Annotated in this window: 16 protein-coding genes; 12 read left to right on the plus strand and 4 right to left on the minus strand. The window is 63.0% G+C overall.

What is annotated here, in order from left to right; genetic code table 11:
- Positions 1-100: 100 nt before the first annotated feature.
- The 4 genes from V7787_RS06750 (at position 101) to V7787_RS06765 (ending at position 4,749) form a co-directional block, all read left to right on the plus strand.
- The gene (locus V7787_RS06750; protein ID WP_019436776.1) at positions 101-736 is read left to right on the plus strand and encodes an RluA family pseudouridine synthase; all 636 of its coding nucleotides are present in this window, start codon (positions 101-103) and stop codon (positions 734-736) included.
- 169 nt (positions 737-905) lie between these two features.
- Positions 906-2,195, plus strand: a complete 1,290-nt coding sequence (locus tag V7787_RS06755) for a M18 family aminopeptidase (protein ID WP_064491330.1) — start codon at positions 906-908, stop codon at positions 2,193-2,195.
- A gap of 194 nt (positions 2,196-2,389) precedes the next feature.
- Positions 2,390-2,557 carry a hypothetical protein gene (locus V7787_RS06760; RefSeq protein ID WP_003252566.1) on the plus strand — a complete coding sequence of 56 codons (168 nt, stop codon included), beginning with the start codon at positions 2,390-2,392 and terminating at the stop codon, positions 2,555-2,557.
- A 44-nt stretch (positions 2,558-2,601) separates the two neighbouring features.
- Positions 2,602-4,749 carry a mechanosensitive ion channel family protein gene (locus V7787_RS06765; RefSeq protein WP_049587301.1) on the plus strand — a complete coding sequence of 716 codons (2,148 nt, stop codon included), beginning with the start codon at positions 2,602-2,604 and terminating at the stop codon, positions 4,747-4,749.
- A 31-nt stretch (positions 4,750-4,780) separates the two neighbouring features.
- Here V7787_RS06765 and V7787_RS06770 read toward each other — a convergent pair whose 3' ends face one another.
- Positions 4,781-5,494, minus strand: coding sequence for a UTRA domain-containing protein (locus V7787_RS06770; RefSeq protein ID WP_003252562.1), 714 nt, complete (start codon positions 5,492-5,494; stop codon positions 4,781-4,783).
- Positions 5,495-5,817: 323 nt separating this feature from the next.
- On the opposite strand from V7787_RS06770, the gene V7787_RS06775 reads away from it, so the two are divergent.
- From V7787_RS06775 to V7787_RS06800, 6 genes are all read left to right on the plus strand, one after another.
- Complete coding sequence (locus tag V7787_RS06775) at positions 5,818-6,882, plus strand: ABC transporter substrate-binding protein (RefSeq protein ID WP_064491331.1); 1,065 nt, start codon at positions 5,818-5,820, stop codon at positions 6,880-6,882.
- Positions 6,883-7,011: 129 nt separating this feature from the next.
- Complete coding sequence (locus V7787_RS06780; protein ID WP_003252558.1) at positions 7,012-7,818, plus strand: alkaline phosphatase family protein; 807 nt, start codon at positions 7,012-7,014, stop codon at positions 7,816-7,818.
- Complete coding sequence (locus V7787_RS06785) at positions 7,815-8,654, plus strand: ABC transporter permease (protein ID WP_010952772.1); 840 nt, start codon at positions 7,815-7,817, stop codon at positions 8,652-8,654. Before V7787_RS06780 ends, V7787_RS06785 begins: the two co-directional genes overlap by 4 nt.
- The gene (locus V7787_RS06790) at positions 8,644-9,438 is read left to right on the plus strand and encodes an ABC transporter permease (protein ID WP_003252553.1); all 795 of its coding nucleotides are present in this window, start codon (positions 8,644-8,646) and stop codon (positions 9,436-9,438) included. Before V7787_RS06785 ends, V7787_RS06790 begins: the two co-directional genes overlap by 11 nt.
- Position 9,439: 1 nt before the next feature.
- Positions 9,440-10,429: an ABC transporter ATP-binding protein gene (locus V7787_RS06795; RefSeq protein WP_064491332.1), complete on the plus strand. Its 990-nt coding sequence runs from the start codon at positions 9,440-9,442 to the stop codon at positions 10,427-10,429.
- 14 nt (positions 10,430-10,443) lie between these two features.
- Positions 10,444-11,097 (plus strand): HAD family hydrolase, encoded by a 654-nt coding sequence (locus V7787_RS06800; RefSeq protein WP_064491333.1) that lies wholly within the window; start codon positions 10,444-10,446, stop codon positions 11,095-11,097.
- Between the two features lie 119 nt (positions 11,098-11,216).
- Here V7787_RS06800 and V7787_RS06805 read toward each other — a convergent pair whose 3' ends face one another.
- On the minus strand, positions 11,217-12,179 hold the full coding sequence (locus tag V7787_RS06805) for an NAD(P)H-quinone oxidoreductase (RefSeq protein WP_064491334.1): 963 nt from the start codon (positions 12,177-12,179) through the stop codon (positions 11,217-11,219).
- A gap of 139 nt (positions 12,180-12,318) precedes the next feature.
- Here V7787_RS06805 and V7787_RS06810 point away from each other — a divergent pair, with 139 nt between their 5' ends.
- Together V7787_RS06810 and V7787_RS06815 are read left to right on the plus strand one after the other, a co-directional pair.
- Entirely contained in the window at positions 12,319-14,400 is a 2,082-nt protein-coding gene (locus tag V7787_RS06810; protein WP_162497229.1) for a carboxy terminal-processing peptidase, read from the plus strand.
- A gap of 117 nt (positions 14,401-14,517) precedes the next feature.
- On the plus strand, positions 14,518-15,519 hold the full coding sequence (locus tag V7787_RS06815) for an EAL domain-containing protein (protein ID WP_064491336.1): 1,002 nt from the start codon (positions 14,518-14,520) through the stop codon (positions 15,517-15,519).
- Between the two features lie 280 nt (positions 15,520-15,799).
- On the opposite strand, the gene V7787_RS06820 is transcribed toward V7787_RS06815, so the two are convergent.
- Together V7787_RS06820 and V7787_RS06825 are read right to left on the minus strand one after the other, a co-directional pair.
- Entirely contained in the window at positions 15,800-16,168 is a 369-nt protein-coding gene (locus tag V7787_RS06820) for a hypothetical protein (RefSeq protein WP_003252539.1), read from the minus strand.
- Positions 16,165-16,503, minus strand: coding sequence for a helix-turn-helix domain-containing protein (locus tag V7787_RS06825; RefSeq protein ID WP_004577645.1), 339 nt, complete (start codon positions 16,501-16,503; stop codon positions 16,165-16,167). The genes V7787_RS06820 and V7787_RS06825 overlap by 4 nt, the downstream gene beginning before the upstream one ends.
- Positions 16,504-16,516 lie beyond the last annotated feature (13 nt).

Below are 16,516 nucleotides of genomic sequence, written 5' to 3' on the forward strand. Positions count from 1 at the left end.
TGCTCCTACAGGGGAACGCATACCCTTTGTAGGAGCGGGCTTGCCCGCGAAGGGCCGCAAAGCGGCCCCAGCGTTTACTGCTATTTTCGTGAGACCTGCAATGCCGCTGTCGAATGTCCAGATCCTCTTCGAAGACGCCGCCATCCTGGTGATCAACAAACCGACCCTGCTGCTGTCGGTACCTGGCCGTGCCGAGGACAACAAGGACTGCCTGATCACCCGTCTGCAGGAAAACGGCTACCCCGATGCGCTGATCGTGCACCGTCTGGACTGGGAAACCTCCGGCATCATCCTGCTGGCCCGCGATGCCGACAGCCACCGCGAGCTGTCGCGCCAGTTCCACGACCGTGAAACCGAAAAAGCCTACACCGCACTGTGCTGGGGCCAGCCGGCGCTGGACAGCGGCAGCATCGACCTGCCGCTGCGCTACGACCCACCGACCAAACCACGGCATGTGGTGGACCACGAGCAGGGCAAGCACGCCCTGACCTTCTGGCGTATCGTCGAACGCTGCGGCGATCACTGTCGGGTGGAGCTGACGCCGATTACCGGGCGTTCGCACCAGCTGCGCGTGCACATGCTGTCGATCGGGCACCCGCTGCTGGGTGATCGCCTGTACGCCAACCCGCAAGCCCTGGCGGCCCATGAGCGGCTGTGCCTGCATGCCTCGATGCTGAGCTTTACCCACCCGGTGTCCGGGCAGCGGTTGAAGTTCGAGTGCCCGGCACCGTTCTGATTTTGCAGGGCCTGTACCGGCCTCTTCGCGGCTAAAGCCGCTCCTGCAAGGACCGCACTGCGCTCAGGGGCTGTGCAATACCTGTGGGAGCGGCGTTAGCCGCGAAGATGCAGACACAAATTGTCGACATTCTGCGTTAAACTCGCGCCACTGCTGTCTGGAGTGAGCTATGCGCGACGCACTGAATACCGGCCTCATCGAATTTCTCAAGGCCTCCCCCACGCCCTTCCATGCCACCGCCAGCCTGGTCCAGCGCCTTGAGGCGGCCGGCTACAAGCGCCTGGACGAGCGCGACAGTTGGGACACCGAGATTGGCGGCCGCTACTACGTCACCCGCAACGATTCTTCAATCATCGCCATCAAACTGGGCAAGCAGTCGCCGCTGCTCAATGGCATCCGCATGGTCGGCGCCCACACTGACAGCCCGTGCTTGCGGGTCAAGCCTCAGCCCGAGCTGCAGCGCCAGGGCTTCCTGCAACTGGGCGTGGAAGTGTATGGCGGCGCGTTGCTGGCCCCCTGGTTCGACCGCGACCTGTCGCTGGCCGGTCGCGTCACCTACCGCCGTGACGGCAAGGTCGAAAGCCAGCTGATCGACTTCAAGCTGCCAATCGCGATCATCCCCAACCTGGCGATCCACCTGAACCGCACCGCCAACGAAGGCTGGGCGATCAACCCGCAGAACGAACTGCCCCCCATCCTCGCCCAAGTGGCCGGTGACGAACGCATCGACTTCCGCGCCCTGCTCACCGAGCAACTGGCCCGCGAGCACGAGCTGATCGCCGACGTGGTGCTGGACTACGAGCTGAGCTTCTATGACACGCAGGACGCCGCGCTGATCGGTCTGAATGGCGACTTCATCGCCGGCGCCCGCCTGGACAACCTGCTGTCGTGCTACGCCGGTTTGCAGGCCCTGCTGGCCGCCGACAGCGACGAGACCTGTGTGCTGGTGTGCAACGACCACGAAGAAGTCGGCAGTTGCTCGGCCTGCGGTGCCGATGGCCCGATGCTGGAGCAGACCCTGCAGCGCCTGCTACCCGATGGCGACACCTATGTGCGCACCGTCCAGCGCTCGCTGATGGTATCGGCCGACAACGCCCACGGCGTGCACCCCAACTACGCCGACAAACATGACGGCAACCACGGGCCGAAGCTCAACGCCGGGCCCGTGATCAAAGTGAACAACAACCAGCGTTACGCCACCAACAGCGAGACTGCCGGGTTCTTCCGCCACTTGTGCATGGCCGAGGAAGTACCGGTGCAGAGCTTTGTGGTGCGCAGCGACATGGGATGTGGCTCGACCATCGGGCCGATCACCGCCAGCCACCTGGGTGTGCGCACGGTGGATATCGGTTTGCCGACCTTTGCCATGCACTCCATTCGCGAGCTGTGTGGCAGCCATGACCTGGCGCATCTGGTGAAGGTACTGACCGCGTTCTACCGTAGCCGCGAGCTGCCTTGATGTAAGCAGGCCCGGCCTATTCGCGGGTGAACCCGCTCCTACGGGGTTGTGCGGTCCCCGTAGGAGCGGGTTCATCGAGGCGTCGAACCGCCGCGAACAGGCCGCGCCTGCTTAAACGTGCTCAAGGTCAATCACGCCTCGTTGGCCAAGCGCTATGCTTGTTACATGGCCCCACTGCAAAAGGATTGCTGTCCATGTCCCCGTTCCTGTCACTGTTCGTACCGGTGTTCCTGTTCCTGATGCTGCTGACCATCGGCTTCAGCATGCGCGAACGCAACATCGGTGTACTGATGATGTGGGTCGGCACCCTGGGTATATTCGGCCTCACCTGCTGGAAGATCCTCGAGAAACTGCCGACATAAACCTCTACACTCGGTCAATCGTTTGACCTGAGGTAGATTTGCCAGTGCCTGCCCTCCTGCGTTACCTGTTCCTGTTGCTCTTGCTTTTCATTGCCCCGGTACAAGCGGCGGGCTTGCCTGGCCTGCTGGGCGGCAGTGCGCCCGCGCAACCAGAGGCCACCGAGCCGCTGGGCAAGTCGCTGGACGAGGTGATCAAGAACCTCGAAAACGACCAGCAACGGGCCAAGCTGCTGGCCGACCTGAAAAAACTGCGCGACGCCACCCGGCAATCGCAACCCAGCGTTGAACAGGGCGTACTCGGCCTGATCGGCGGTGCCCTGCATGACTTTGAAAAACAGTTCAGCGGCGATGCCAGCCCATTCCACCGCTGGGCCGCGGAAATCGAACAGGCCCAGGCCGAACTGGCGGAACTGGTGGTGCCCGTGCACCAGTGGCCGGCGATCCTGTTCGGTTTTGCTGCAGTGATTGCCGTGTGGAGCGTGCTGGCCTATGCCTTCAACTGGGTCGGCCATCGGGTCCGCCTGCGCTTTGGCCTGAGCGAGGAACTGCCACAGCACCCGCGGACCTGGGACCTGGTGCGCTTTGCCTTGCGCAAGCTCGGCCCCTGGCTGGTGGCGCTGGTGTTCACGGTGTACCTGAGTTTCGTGCTGCCGCCATCACTGGGCAAATCCCTGGCAATGGTGCTGGCCTACGCACTGGTGGTCGGTACCTGCTTTTCGGCCATTTGCGTCATCGCCTTTTCCTTGCTGGACGGCCCACACCGCCACCGCGCCCTGCACATCCTGCGGCGCCAGGCGTTTCGCCCGTTGTGGCTTATTGGCAGCTTCGCCGCGTTTGGCGAGGCGATGAGCGATCCACGCATGCTGGTTGCCCTCGGTACCCACCTGGCCCACACCCTGGCTACCTTGGCCAATGTGATTGCGGCACTGTGTACCGGGCTGTTCATCCTGCGCTTCCGCCGGCCGATCGCCCACCTGATCCGCAACCAGCCACTGTCGCGACGCCTGACCCGACGTACCCTCAGCGATACCATCGAGATCCTCGGCAGCTTCTGGTTCATTCCGGCGCTGATCCTGGTGGCCATTTCGCTGTTCGCCACCTTCGTCTCCGCCGGCGACACCAGCACCGCCCTGCGCCAGTCGCTGATGTGCACCGTGCTGGTGGTGGTGTGCATGGTGCTCAACGGCCTGGTGCGCCGCCATGCCGCCAACCCCAAGCGGGCCAGCAAGCGCCAGGCGGTGTACACCGAACGCCTGCGCAACTTCGGCTACCTGCTGGTGCACCTGTTCATCTGGCTGGTGTTCATCGAGTTGGGCCTGCGTGTGTGGGGCGTGTCGATGATCAGCTTCGCCGAGGGCGACGGCCATGACATCAGCCTGCGCCTGCTGGGCCTGGCCGGCACGCTGATCGTGGCCTGGCTGGTGTGGATCCTTGCCGACACCGCCGTACACCATGCCCTGGTGCGCTCGCGCCGGGGGCTGGCCAACGCCCGTGCGCAAACCATGATGCCGTTGATTCGCAACGTGATGTTTGTGGTCATCTTCATCATCGCGGTCATCGTCGCCCTGGCCAACATGGGCATGAACGTCACCCCGCTGCTGGCCGGTGCCGGTGTGATCGGCCTGGCCATCGGTTTTGGCGCGCAGTCGCTGGTGGCCGACCTGATCACCGGCCTGTTCATCATCATCGAAGATTCGCTGGCCATCGACGATTACGTGGATGTCGGCGGCCACCTGGGCACGGTAGAAGGGTTGACCATTCGTACCGTGCGCCTGCGCGACATCGACGGCATTGTGCATACCATCCCGTTCAGCGAAATCAAGAGCATCAAGAACTACTCGCGGGAGTTCGGCTACGCGATCTTCCGCGTGGCAATCCCGCACAGCATGAACATCGACCAGGCGATCTCGCTGGTTCGCGAAGTTGGGCAGAAGCTGCGCAACGACCCGCTGATGCGCCGCAATATCTGGTCACCGCTGGAGCTGCAGGGGGTGGAGAGCTTCGAGTCAGGGTCGGCGATCTTGCGGGCGCGGTTCAAGACCGCGCCGATCAAGCAGTGGGAGGTGTCGCGGGCGTTCAACCTGGCCTTGAAGCGGCAGCTGGATGAAGCCGGGCTGGACCTGGCGACGCCGCGGTTGTCGGTGCAGGTGGTGACAGCCGGTGGGGGTGGAATGACCGAGGCCGGCTCGTAGGAGCGGGTTTACCCGCGAAGAAGGCAACACATCATCCAGCCTGGGCACGAATGCGGATCGCATCATGCCGCCAATACTCGAGGTCACAGTCGATCAAGTGCCCATGCTGGTCGCTGTTGACCCGGGTAATGTGCAACCCCGGGCTGCCCGCCGACACTTTCAAGGCACTGGCCGCCTCCACCGGCAACGCTGTCGGCAGGATCTCGAAGCACACCTGCCCGTACTCGATGCCATACACCCGCCCATAAATCTCGGTCAGTGACTGCGCCAGGTCGTGTTCGAGAATGCCTGGAAAGTAACGGGGGTTGAGGTAATGCTCGGCATACAGCACCGCCCGCCCGTCAATCCGCCGTAACCGGCAGACGCGCACCACACTGGACAACGCCGGCAGCTGCAAGCGTGCACAGATGGCCGCCGAAGCCGGCTGCAGCCTCGCCGACAGCAGTTCGGTACTGGCCACCCGCCCCTGATCGCGTACCATGGCATGGAAGTGGCTGCGCTCGATCAGGTCGTAGGTCAAGCGCTGCGGCGCAACGAACCAGCCTCGGCGCTCTTCTCGGTAGATCAAGCCTTGGGCCTCCAGCTGCACCAACGCCTCACGCAGGGTAATGCGCGTGGTGTCGAACACCTCGCTGAGCCGCCGCTCGGCCGGCAGCTTGCCGCCCGGCGCCAGCAGGCCATGCTCGATCTGCTCCTGCAGGGCATGGCAGATGGCTGTTACCGCACGCGGGGGCGTCGACTGCATCGAAAGGTTACCTATCTGGACTAGTCCAGCCCCATCACAGGGCAGGTTGAGAATAGTGCAAGCCTAGGCAGGGCTGATGAACATCCTGTGACAAAGGGCCAGGCACTGCCAGAAACGCGCCAAGCCAGCAGAACCGGGGCGATTACCTGGTCTACGCTGTAGCTTCAGGGCCCTTGCCGGCCCCCTCCCTACATCAAACTGTCACGCAAGCGGCCTACTTTGGCTCAAGGTTTGCTGACCTAGACCAAAGGTGCCAGTCAAAGGCTTGCAACGGCTTTACCCAGAACAACGATCGCAAAGGCACCCACCCAAAGGAGCTTCGGATGAAAAAGTTCTTCATGGCGTCACTGCTTGGTTCGGCCATCGCGTTGTGCACCACGGCCATGGCCGCCGGCACTGACCTCAAGGCCCTGGAAGACGCCGCCCGCAAGGAAGGCACTGTCAACAGCGTGGGCATGCCCGACGCCTGGGCAAACTGGAAAGGCACCTGGGAAGACCTGGCCAGCAAGTACGGCCTCAAGCACAGCGACACCGACATGAGCTCGGCCCAGGAACTGGCCAAGTTCGAAGCCGAGAAGGACAACGCCAGCGCCGACATCGGTGACGTGGGTGCCGCCTTCGGCCCGATCGCGGTGACCAAGGGCGTCAGCCAGCCTTACAAGCCAAGCACCTGGGACCAGGTGCCGGAATGGGCCAAGGACAAGGACGGCCACTGGGCGCTGGCCTATACCGGCACCATCGCTTTCATCATCAACAAGGACCTGGTCAAGGAAGAGGAACGGCCGAAAACCTGGCATGACCTGGAAAAAGGCAAATACAAGGTCGCCATCGGTGACGTCGGCACCGCCGCCCAGGCCGCCAACGGTGTGCTGGCTGCGGCCATCGCCTACAAGGGTGACGAAAGCAACGTGGCGCCGGGCCTGCAGCTGTTCACCAAGCTGGCGCAGCAGAAGCGCCTGTCGCTGGCCAACCCGACCATCCAGACACTGGAGAAGGGCGAGGTGGAAGTTGGCGTGGTGTGGGACTTCAACGGCCTGAGCTACCGTGAACAGATCGACCCAAAACGTTTTGAAGTGCTTATCCCCTCGGACGGCTCGGTGATTTCCGGCTATACCACGGTCATCAACAAGTACGCCAAGCACCCCAACGCGGCCAAGCTGACCCGTGAATACATCTTCAGCGACGCCGGGCAGATCAACCTGGCCAAGGGCCATGCGCGGCCGATCCGGGCCGAGCACCTGAAGCTGCCGGCGGATGTGCAGGCCAAGCTGCTGCCCAACGACCAGTACGCTGCCGCCCAGCCGATCAAGAATGCCGAAGCCTGGGAAGCCACCTCGAAGAAACTGCCGCAGATGTGGCAGGAGCAGGTGATCATCGAGATGGAGTAAGGGGCTGGGCTTTGTAGTGCCTGATCCGGCCCTTTCGCGGGTAAACCCGCTCCTACACAGGGATACGCGATACATGTAGGAGCGGGTTTACCCGCGAAGATGCCAACGCGGTTCATGACTGGAGAAAACATGCAACACAACGTCATCCTGGTCCTGCTCGACGGCCTCAACTACCAGGTCGCCCATCATGCGATGGGCCACCTGCACGCCTACGTCGAGGCCGACCGCGCCGCGCTGTACCGCGTGGAATGCGAGCTGCCCTCGCTGTCGCGGCCGCTGTACGAATGCATCCTCACCGGCGTGCCACCGATCGACAGCGGCATCGTGCACAACAACATCAACCGCCTGTCCAACCAACGCAGCGTGTTTCACTACGCCCGCGAGGCCAACCTGGGCACTGCGGCGGCGGCCTATCACTGGATGAGCGAGCTGTACAACCGCTCGCCCTTCGATCCGCAGCGCGACCGCCATACCCACGCGCCGAAACTGCCGATCCAGCATGGACTGTTCTACTGGGACGACCGTTACCCCGATTCGCACCTTCTGGCCGATGGCGAGTACCTGCGCCGCCGCCACGCGCCCAACTTCCTGTTGGTGCACCCGATGAGCGTTGACGACGTGGGTCACCGCCACGGCCTGGACAGCAGCCAGTATCGCAACGCTGCGCGCAGCGTCGACATCCTGCTGGCCGACTATCTGCCCGGCTGGCTCGAAGAGGGCTACCAGGTATTGGTCACCGCCGACCACGGCATGAACAACGACCGCTCGCACAACGGCCTGCTGGCGGAAGAACGTGAAGTGCCGCTGTTCGTCTTCGGCGACGCCTTCAGCCTGGACCCGGCCGCCAAACCGCTGCAGACCGAACTGTGCGGCACCATCTGCGAGCTGCTGGGCGCCGCGCACGACAAGACGGTTTGCCGGGAGTTGCTGAAGTGAATGGCGGCATACGTGGCCGCTACCTGGCCCTGCTCTGCCTGCTGCCGTTCGCCGTGTTCTTCGTCATCTTCCAGGTCGCCCCGCTGGCCTGGGTGGCGATCAACAGCCTGCAATCGGAGGCCGGCTGGGGCATCGACAACTTCAGCAAGGTGTTCGCCTCCAAGTTCTACCGGCAGGCGTTGCAACGCAGCCTGGAAATCAGCTTCTGGTCGAGCGTGTTCGGCATCGTCATCGCTACCCTCGGCGCCTATTCACTGCGCCAGGTGGACTCGAAGCTGCGCGACTTCGTCAGCGCCTTCGCCAACATGACCAGCAACTTTGCCGGCGTACCGCTGGCCTTTGCCTTCATCATCCTGCTTGGCTTCAACGGCGCGCTGACGCTGCTGCTGAAGCAGGTCGGCCTGCTGGAAGACTTCAGTATCTATTCCAAAAGCGGCTTGATCCTGGTGTACACCTACTTCCAGATCCCGCTGGGCGTCTTGCTGCTGTACCCCGCCTTCGACGCCCTGCGCGAAGACTGGCGCGAGTCAGCCGCACTGCTGGGCGCCAACCACTGGCAGTTCTGGCGACACATCGGCCTGCCGGTGCTGGCCCCGGCACTGCTGGGCACCTTCGTCATCCTGCTGGCCAACGCCCTGGGCGCCTACGCCACGGTGTACGCACTGACCACCGGCAACTTCAACGTACTGCCGATCCGCATCGCCGGCCTGGTGGCGGGCGACATCAGCCTCGATCCGAACCTGGCCAGCGCCCTGGCGATGGTGCTGGTGGGGCTGATGACGCTGGTCACGGTGGTGCATCAATGGCTGCTGAAAAGGAGCTACCATGCGCGCTGACATCCGTTCCGGCGGCTGGTACCACCGCCTCGTGGTCTACCTGCTGTTCCTGATCCTGCTGCTGCCCCTGGCCGGCACCCTCCTCTACTCGCTGGCCACCAGCTGGTCGGCGAGCCTGCTGCCCAGTGGCCTGACCCTGAAGTGGTATGCGGCGCTGTGGAGCGAGCCGCGTTTCCTCGCGGCCTTCGGCCAGTCGCTGCTGGTGTGCGTAGGCGCGCTGCTGCTGTCGGTGGTGCTGATCTTGCCACTGCTGTTCGTGGTGCATTACCACTTCCCGCGGCTCGACGCGCTGATGAACATCCTCATCCTGCTGCCATTCGCGGTGCCGCCGGTGGTGTCGTCGGTGGGGCTGCTGCAGCTGTATGGCAGCGGGCCGATGGCCATGGTCGGCACACCGTGGATCCTGATCGGCTGCTACTTCACCATCGCCCTGCCGTTCATGTACCGGGCCATCACCAACAACCTGCAGGCCATCAACCTGCGCGACCTGATGGACGCCGCGCAGTTGCTCGGCGCCAGCACCTGGCAGGCCGCACTGCTGGTGGTGCTGCCGAACCTGCGCCAGGGCCTGATGGTGGCAGTGCTGCTGTCGTTCTCGTTCCTGTTCGGTGAATTCGTGTTTGCCAACCTGCTGGTCGGCACCCGCTACGAGACCCTGCAGGTGTACCTGAACAACATGCGCAACAGCAGCGGCCACTTCAACAGCGCGCTGGTCATCTCCTACTTCGCCTTCGTGCTGGTACTGACCTGGGTCGCCAACCGCCTGAATAAGGACAAGACCTGACATGAGCTTCGTCAGCGTACAGAAACTGCAGAAAAGCTACGCCGGCAGCCCGGTGTTCGAGCGCATCGACTGCCACATCGAACGCGGCGAATTCGTCACCCTGCTCGGCCCGTCCGGCTGCGGCAAGTCCACCTTGCTGCGCTGCATTGCCGGGCTGACCTCGGTGGACAGCGGGCAGATACTGCTCGACGGCCACGACATCGTGCCGCTAAGCCCGCAAAAGCGTGGCATCGGCATGGTGTTCCAGAGCTACGCGCTGTTCCCCAACATGACCGTGGAGCAGAATGTCGCCTTCGGCCTGCGCATGCAGAAGGTCAAGGCCGATGAAAGCCAGCTGCGGATACGCGAGGTGCTGGAGCTGGTGGAGCTGGGCAAGTTCGCCGGGCGCTACCCGCACCAGCTTTCCGGTGGCCAGTGCCAGCGCGTGGCCCTGGCACGCTCACTGGTCACCCGCCCGCGCCTGCTGCTGCTCGACGAACCGTTGTCGGCGCTGGATGCGCGTATCCGCAAGCACCTGCGCGAGCAGATCCGCGCCATCCAGCGCGAACTGGGGCTGACCACCATCTTCGTCACTCACGATCAGGAGGAAGCGCTGACCATGTCCGACCGCATCTTCCTGATGAACCAGGGGCGCATTGTTCAGAGTGGCGATGCCGAAACCCTCTACACCGCACCCGTGGACCTGTTTGCCGCCGGCTTTATCGGCAACTACAACCTGCTCGACGCCGACAGCGCCAGCCGCCTGCTGCAGCGCCCGGTGGCCAGCCGCCTGGCGATCCGCCCGGAGTCGATCACCCTTGGCGAGCACGGCGAGCTGGACGCCGAGGTGCGCAGCCACAGCCTGCTGGGCAACGTGATCCGCTACCGGGTGCGGGTGCGCGAAGTGGAGCTGGTGGTCGATGTGCTCAACCGCTCGCCGGCCGACTTGCATGCGGACGGAAAACGGGTAAGCGTGTCGATCGACCCCACTGCGCTGCGGGAAGTGGCTTAAGGAGACTCAATACAATGGCACTGGCAATTTTCGATCTGGATGAAACCCTGATCCACGGCGACTGCGCATCACTGTGGAGCGAGCAGATGGCCAGGCTGGGCTGGGTCGACGGCAAGGATTTCCTGCGCCGCGATCATGAACTGATGGAAGCCTATGGCAGGGGCCACCTGCAGATGGAGGACTACATGGCCTTCAGCCTGGAGCCGATTGCCGGGCGTACCCTGGAAGAAGTCGAGCACCTGGTGACACCGTGGGTCGAAGAAGTGATCGAACCGATCATCTACGGTGACGCCTGCCGCTGCATTGCCGAGCACCGCAAGCGTGGGGATCGCATCCTGATCATTTCCGCTTCGGGTACGCACCTGGTCGGGCCGATTGCCGCGAGACTGGGCGTGGATGAGTACCTGGCCATCGAGCTGGAGGCAGTGAACGGGGTGTACACCGGCAAGACCCACGGCGTGCTGACCTATCGTGAGGGCAAGATCACCCGGTTGCTGGAGTGGCTGGATCAGGAGCAGGAAAACCTGGAGGGCGCGAGTTTCTATTCCGATTCGAGGAATGACTTGCCGTTGTTGTTGAGAGTGGATCACCCGCATGTGGTGAACCCGGACGCGGTGTTGCGCGAGCATGCCGAGATCAATGGGTGGCCGATTCTGAGCTGGAGCTGAAGGTTTTTATGGGCTGTGCCGGTCCCTTCGCGGGTAAACCCGCTCCTACATCGCACAGTGTTCAAATTATGGCGATCCCGATGTAGGAGCGGGTTTACCCGCGAAGGGGCCAGGCCTGCTTACACCAGGCTAGGGTCGATCACCATCACCAGCTTGCCCGACACCTGGTTGGTCTCCAGCTCGGCATACGCCGCCTGGGCAAACTCCACCGGATAGGTGTCGACCAGCTGCGGCGACAACCGCCCCTCGGCGAACAGCGGCCATACTTGCTGCTGCAGTTCGCGCAGCAACTCGGCCTTGAAGCCGTCATCACGGTTGCGCAGGGTGGAACCGGTAATTTCCAGACGCTTGCCCAGCACTTGGGCCAGGTCCAGCTCGAACTTGCGTCCGCCCATCAGCCCGATGATCACCCAGCGCCCGTCACGGGCCAGCAGCTTGAGGTTCAGCTCACCGTAGCTGGCGCCCACCGGGTCGAGAATCACATCGAACGGGCCGAAAGCTTCCAGCTCGTCCAGGTTCTCGTTACGTACCACACCCCCCGCAGCGCCCAGCGCCTGGCAGTAGGCCAGGCGGTCCTGCGAACCGACGCTGACCCATACCGGGCTGCCGAACGCCTTGCACAGCTGGATGACGGCCGAGCCAACGCCACTGGCGCCGGCGTGCACCAGCACCTTCTCGCCAGCCTTAACTGCACCGAGCTGGAAGATGTTCAGCCAGGCGGTGGCATACACCTCCGGCAACGCTGCCGCCTCATGCAGGCCAAGGCCTTCGGGTACCGGCAATACGTGACGGGCATCGACCACCACTTCCTCGGCCATGGCGCCGCTGGCCAGCAGGGCGCAAACGCGGTCACCCACGCGCCAGGCGGCACCAGCCCCCACCTCTTCAACCACCCCGGAACACTCCAGCCCCATGTATGGGCTGGCACCTGGTGGTGGCGGGTACAAACCTTTCATCTGCAGCAGGTCGGCGCGGTTCAGCCCCGCAGCGGCCACGCGAATGCGCACTTGGCCCGCGTCACAGGTCGGGCGTTCGGCCTCGACCCACTCCACATGTCCGTCAACGCCTTGCAATGCCTTCACAGTGCCTCCATAGTTGAATCATGACTGGGCCTGAGGTCGCTTACCTCAGGCCTTTTGCAGTATTTGCCCGGCTCCATGGAACCGGCAACGGAAAAGACGGCCTACTATGCGTGATCAATTGCCTCCACGTCGAATCAGCATGAAGCATTTCCTTCCAAGCACCGCACTGGCTGTGATGATCGGCCTGGGCAGCCTCACGCTCGGCGGCAATGCGGCGGCCGCCAACAAGTGGGACAGCCTGCAGCCCGACCGCGACGAGATCGTCGCCAGCCTCAACGTGGTGGAATTGCTCAAGCGCCACCACTACAGCAAGCCGCCCCTGGACGATGCCCGTTCGGTCATTATCTACGACAGCTACATCAAGCTGCTGGACCCGGCGCGCAGCTACTTCACCGCTGCCGACATTGCCGAATTCGATAAATGGAAAACGCAATTCGACGATTTTCTCAAGAGCGGCAACCTGGACCCGGGCTTCACCATCTACAAGCGCTACCTCGACCGCGTCAAGCAACGCCTGGACTTCGCCCTGGCCGAGCTGAACAAGGGCGTGGACAAGATTGACTTCACCACCAGGGAAACCTTGCTGATCGACCGCAAGGACGCGCCGTGGATGAAGAACCAGGCCGAGCTCGACGACTTGTGGCGCAAACGCGTCAAAGACGAAGTGCTGCGCCAGAAGATCGCCGGCAAGGAACCCAAGCAGATCCAGGAAACCCTAATCAAGCGCTACAAGAACCAGCTCACGCGCCTGGACCAGACCCGTGCCGAGGACATCTTCCAGGCCTACATCAACACCTTCGCCCAGTCCTACGACCCACACACCAACTACCTGTCGCCGGACAACGCCGAAAACTTCGACATCAACATGAGCCTGTCGCTCGAAGGCATTGGTGCAGTGCTGCAAAGCGACAACGACCAGGTCAAGATCGTGCGCCTGGTGCCAGCAGGCCCGGCAGCCAAGACCAAGCAGGTGGCCCCGGCTGACAAGATCATCGGCGTGGCCCAGGGCAACAAGGAAATGGTCGACGTGGTGGGCTGGCGCCTGGACGAAGTGGTCAAGCTGATCCGCGGCCCGAAAGGTTCGGTGGTGCGCCTGGAAATCATCCCGGCCAGCAATGCGCCTAGCGACCAGACCAGCAAAATTGTGTCGATTACCCGTGAAGCGGTGAAGCTTGAAGAGCAGGCGGCGAAGAAGTCGGTGCTCAAGCTCAAGCAGGACGGGCGTGACTACAAGCTGGGCATCATCGAGATCCCGGCCTTCTACCTGGACTTCAAGGCCTACCGCGCTGGCGACCCCGAGTACAAGAGCACCACGCGTGACGTGAAGAAGCTGCTCACCGAACTGCAGAAAGAGAAAGTCGACGGCGTGGTCATCGACCTGCGCAACAACGGCGGCGGCTCGCTGCAGGAAGCCACCGAGCTGACCAGCCTGTTCATCGAGAAAGGCCCGACCGTGCTGGTGCGCAACAGCGACGGCCGCGTCGACGTGCTGGAAGACGAAAATCCGGGGGCCTTCTACAAGGGCCCGCTGGCACTGCTGGTCAACCGCCTATCGGCCTCGGCATCGGAGATCTTCGCCGGTGCCATGCAGGACTACCACCGCGCGCTGATCATCGGTGGCCAGACCTTCGGCAAAGGCACCGTGCAGACCATCCAGCCGCTCAACCATGGCGAGCTGAAGCTGACCCTGGCCAAGTTCTACCGGGTTTCCGGGCAGAGTACCCAGCATCAGGGGGTGCTGCCGGACATCGACTACCCATCGATCATCGACACCAAGGAAATCGGCGAGAGCGCCCTGCCAGAGGCCATGCCGTGGGACACCATCCGCCCGGTGGTCAAGCCTGCGGCCGATCCGTTCAGGCCGTTCCTGGCCCAGCTCAAGGCGCAACATGAGGCGCGCAGCGACAAGGATGCCGAGTTCACCTACATCCGCGACCGCCTGGCCCTGACCCAGAAGCTGATGAACGAGAAAACCGTCAGCCTCAACGAGCAGGAACGCCGCGCACGCCACGACAGCATCGAGAGCAAGCAACTGGCGCTGGAAAACACCCGCCGCAAGGCCAAGGGTGAAGAACCGCTGAAAGAGCTGAAGAAAGAGGACGAAGACGCTCTGCCGGTCGAGGATGAAAATACCAAGCCGGAAGACGACGCTTACCTCGCGGAAACCGGTCGCATCCTGATCGACTACCTCAGTGCCAGCACCAAGGTGGCCAAGAAGTAGGGCACCTCAGCAATGATGGCAGAATAATGTGACCTGTCATCAAACAGTCATCGTGCTGTCGTGAAATATGAGGGCCGGGCATGCAGATGCCCGGCCCTTACTTTTCAGGAATCCATCATGACCGTTGCCGAACAGCTCAGTGCCTTGAGTGCCATCCTGGCTCAGCGCAGTATTCACAGTCTGTTCCAGCCAATCATGTGCCTGAGTGAACACAGGGTATTCGGCCATGAGGCGCTGAGCCGTGGCCCGTCCAACAGCCCGCTGCATGCACCGCTCAACCTGTTTACCATCGCCCGCCAGGCCGGCCGCCTGACCGAGCTGGAAGCCGCTTGCCGAGAAAGCGCCTGCCGACGCTTCAGCGAGCAGCAACTGCAGGGCAAACTGTTTCTCAACATCTCACCCGAATCGCTGCTGGAGCCGCACTACCCCTCCGGCCTGACCCTGAAACTGCTCGAACAGGTTGGCCTGCCGCCCAGCCGGGTGGTGATCGAGTTGACCGAGCACACGCCCACCGACGACTTCCAGCTGCTGTCCAATGCCGTGCACCACTATCGCGACATGGGCTTTTCGATTGCCATCGACGATCTGGGCGCGGGCTATTCCAGCCTGCGCCTGTGGTCGGAGCTGCGCCCCGAGTACGTGAAGATCGACCGGCACTTCATTGACGGCATCCACCGTGACCCGCTCAAGCGCGAGTTTGTAGGCTCTATCTTGCAGATCGCCCGGGCATCGAAGGCACAGGTGATTGCCGAGGGCATCGAGCTGGCGGAAGAGCTGGCGGTGCTGGTGGAGATGGGCGTGGACCTGGTGCAGGGCTATTTGCTAGGGCGGCCACAGGAGATGGGAGTACGCGACAGCGGGCTTTTACCAGCACTGACGCAGGTGCCACTGGCTGACCAACCGACAGTGCGCTTGAATGCCACGATCGGGCAGCTGCTGGAGCTGTTTGGCCGATACCAGCACCTGGAGGCATTGGAAGTGGTGGATGCCGATGGCAGGGGGTGCGGGTTGATTCACAGGGATGCGCTGCCTGTGCCGGCCTATTCGCGGGTGAACCCGCTCCTACACGCGGCCTGCGCCAAACCACCGAGCTGTGTCCACCCCCGATCCGGCGTGTAAGAGCGGGTTTACCCGCGAATACGGTAGCGGCGACAACGGTGAACGGCGGGTGGTAAATGGCCAGCAGGCCCGGCCCTTTCGCGGGTAAACCCGCTCCTACACGGCGGCCTGTGCGCAACCACAGACATGTGTCCACCCTCGATCAGGCGTGTAGGAGCGGGTTTACCCGCGAATACGGTAGCGGCGACAACGGTGACCGACGGGTGGAAATTGGCCAGCAGGCCCTGCCCTTTCGCTCAGGGTCACCACCTGTAGCGAACAGGCTGGAACGGGCAACGCTTCAGGCCGTTTCGGGATAGCTGTACTCGAACACCCGAACCACCTCAGAGGCATGCCACGAGGCGGCCTCCATGCCATCGACCGGCCCGGTAAACCGCCCCAGGCGCTCGACGCACTCAAAGAAGCCAGTACGCGGCAAACGGCTGGCGCCTTGGCTGATCACCAGCGAACTGCGCAATGGCTGCTCGGCACGGGCATCCAGCACCGCCAGGTATTCCAGCGCGGCAGTCAGCGTCTGCATGGCCGGGCTGGGTAGCTGCAAGCGCTCGATCAGCGCTCGGTATGTCAGCAAGTGACGTTGACGACGGGCCAGGTCAAGCTCGCCCAGCAGGTTATCCCAGTGCTGACGGCTGATCCTGACCTGGCTCATGATGGCTCGCTCCAGCCAGCCACCCCCAGATGCCATGCCAGGGCGCGGCGGATGGCAGCATCTGGCTGGCGTTCACCCGATTCGATCATGGCCAGATACGCCGGGCTCACACCGACATTGCGCGCCAGTTGCTCCGGGGCAATGCCCTTGGCCTGGCGAATCTGGGCGACTTCGCTGAAGGCTGGCAGGGGCGCGCTGGCAGCAACGCCCTGCGCCTCACTGGAAACCGCCTCGGCTGGTGCCTGCCCTGCAGCGCTGAGCAACGCCTGGTATTGCTCCCAGGGAACGACGGCGTACTCGGGTTGACCGTCCCGGCTGATGACCTGAATACCCATTACAAACCCCTTT

It is taken from the genome of Pseudomonas sp. CGJS7 (genome assembly GCF_036961695.1).

Coding starts and splice junctions, on each gene's coding strand:
- V7787_RS06750 (WP_019436776.1), top strand. CDS start 101: ATGCCGCTGTCGAATGTCCAGATCCTCTTCGAAGACGCCGCCATCCTG.
- V7787_RS06755 (WP_064491330.1), top strand. CDS start 906: ATGCGCGACGCACTGAATACCGGCCTCATCGAATTTCTCAAGGCCTCC.
- V7787_RS06760 (WP_003252566.1), top strand. CDS start 2,390: ATGTCCCCGTTCCTGTCACTGTTCGTACCGGTGTTCCTGTTCCTGATG.
- V7787_RS06770 (WP_003252562.1), bottom strand. CDS start 5,494: ATGCAGTCGACGCCCCCGCGTGCGGTAACAGCCATCTGCCATGCCCTG.
- V7787_RS06775 (WP_064491331.1), top strand. CDS start 5,818: ATGAAAAAGTTCTTCATGGCGTCACTGCTTGGTTCGGCCATCGCGTTG.
- V7787_RS06780 (WP_003252558.1), top strand. CDS start 7,012: ATGCAACACAACGTCATCCTGGTCCTGCTCGACGGCCTCAACTACCAG.
- V7787_RS06790 (WP_003252553.1), top strand. CDS start 8,644: ATGCGCGCTGACATCCGTTCCGGCGGCTGGTACCACCGCCTCGTGGTC.
- V7787_RS06795 (WP_064491332.1), top strand. CDS start 9,440: ATGAGCTTCGTCAGCGTACAGAAACTGCAGAAAAGCTACGCCGGCAGC.
- V7787_RS06800 (WP_064491333.1), top strand. CDS start 10,444: ATGGCACTGGCAATTTTCGATCTGGATGAAACCCTGATCCACGGCGAC.
- V7787_RS06810 (WP_162497229.1), top strand. CDS start 12,319: ATGAAGCATTTCCTTCCAAGCACCGCACTGGCTGTGATGATCGGCCTG.
- V7787_RS06815 (WP_064491336.1), top strand. CDS start 14,518: ATGACCGTTGCCGAACAGCTCAGTGCCTTGAGTGCCATCCTGGCTCAG.
- V7787_RS06820 (WP_003252539.1), bottom strand. CDS start 16,168: ATGAGCCAGGTCAGGATCAGCCGTCAGCACTGGGATAACCTGCTGGGC.
- V7787_RS06825 (WP_004577645.1), bottom strand. CDS start 16,503: ATGGGTATTCAGGTCATCAGCCGGGACGGTCAACCCGAGTACGCCGTC.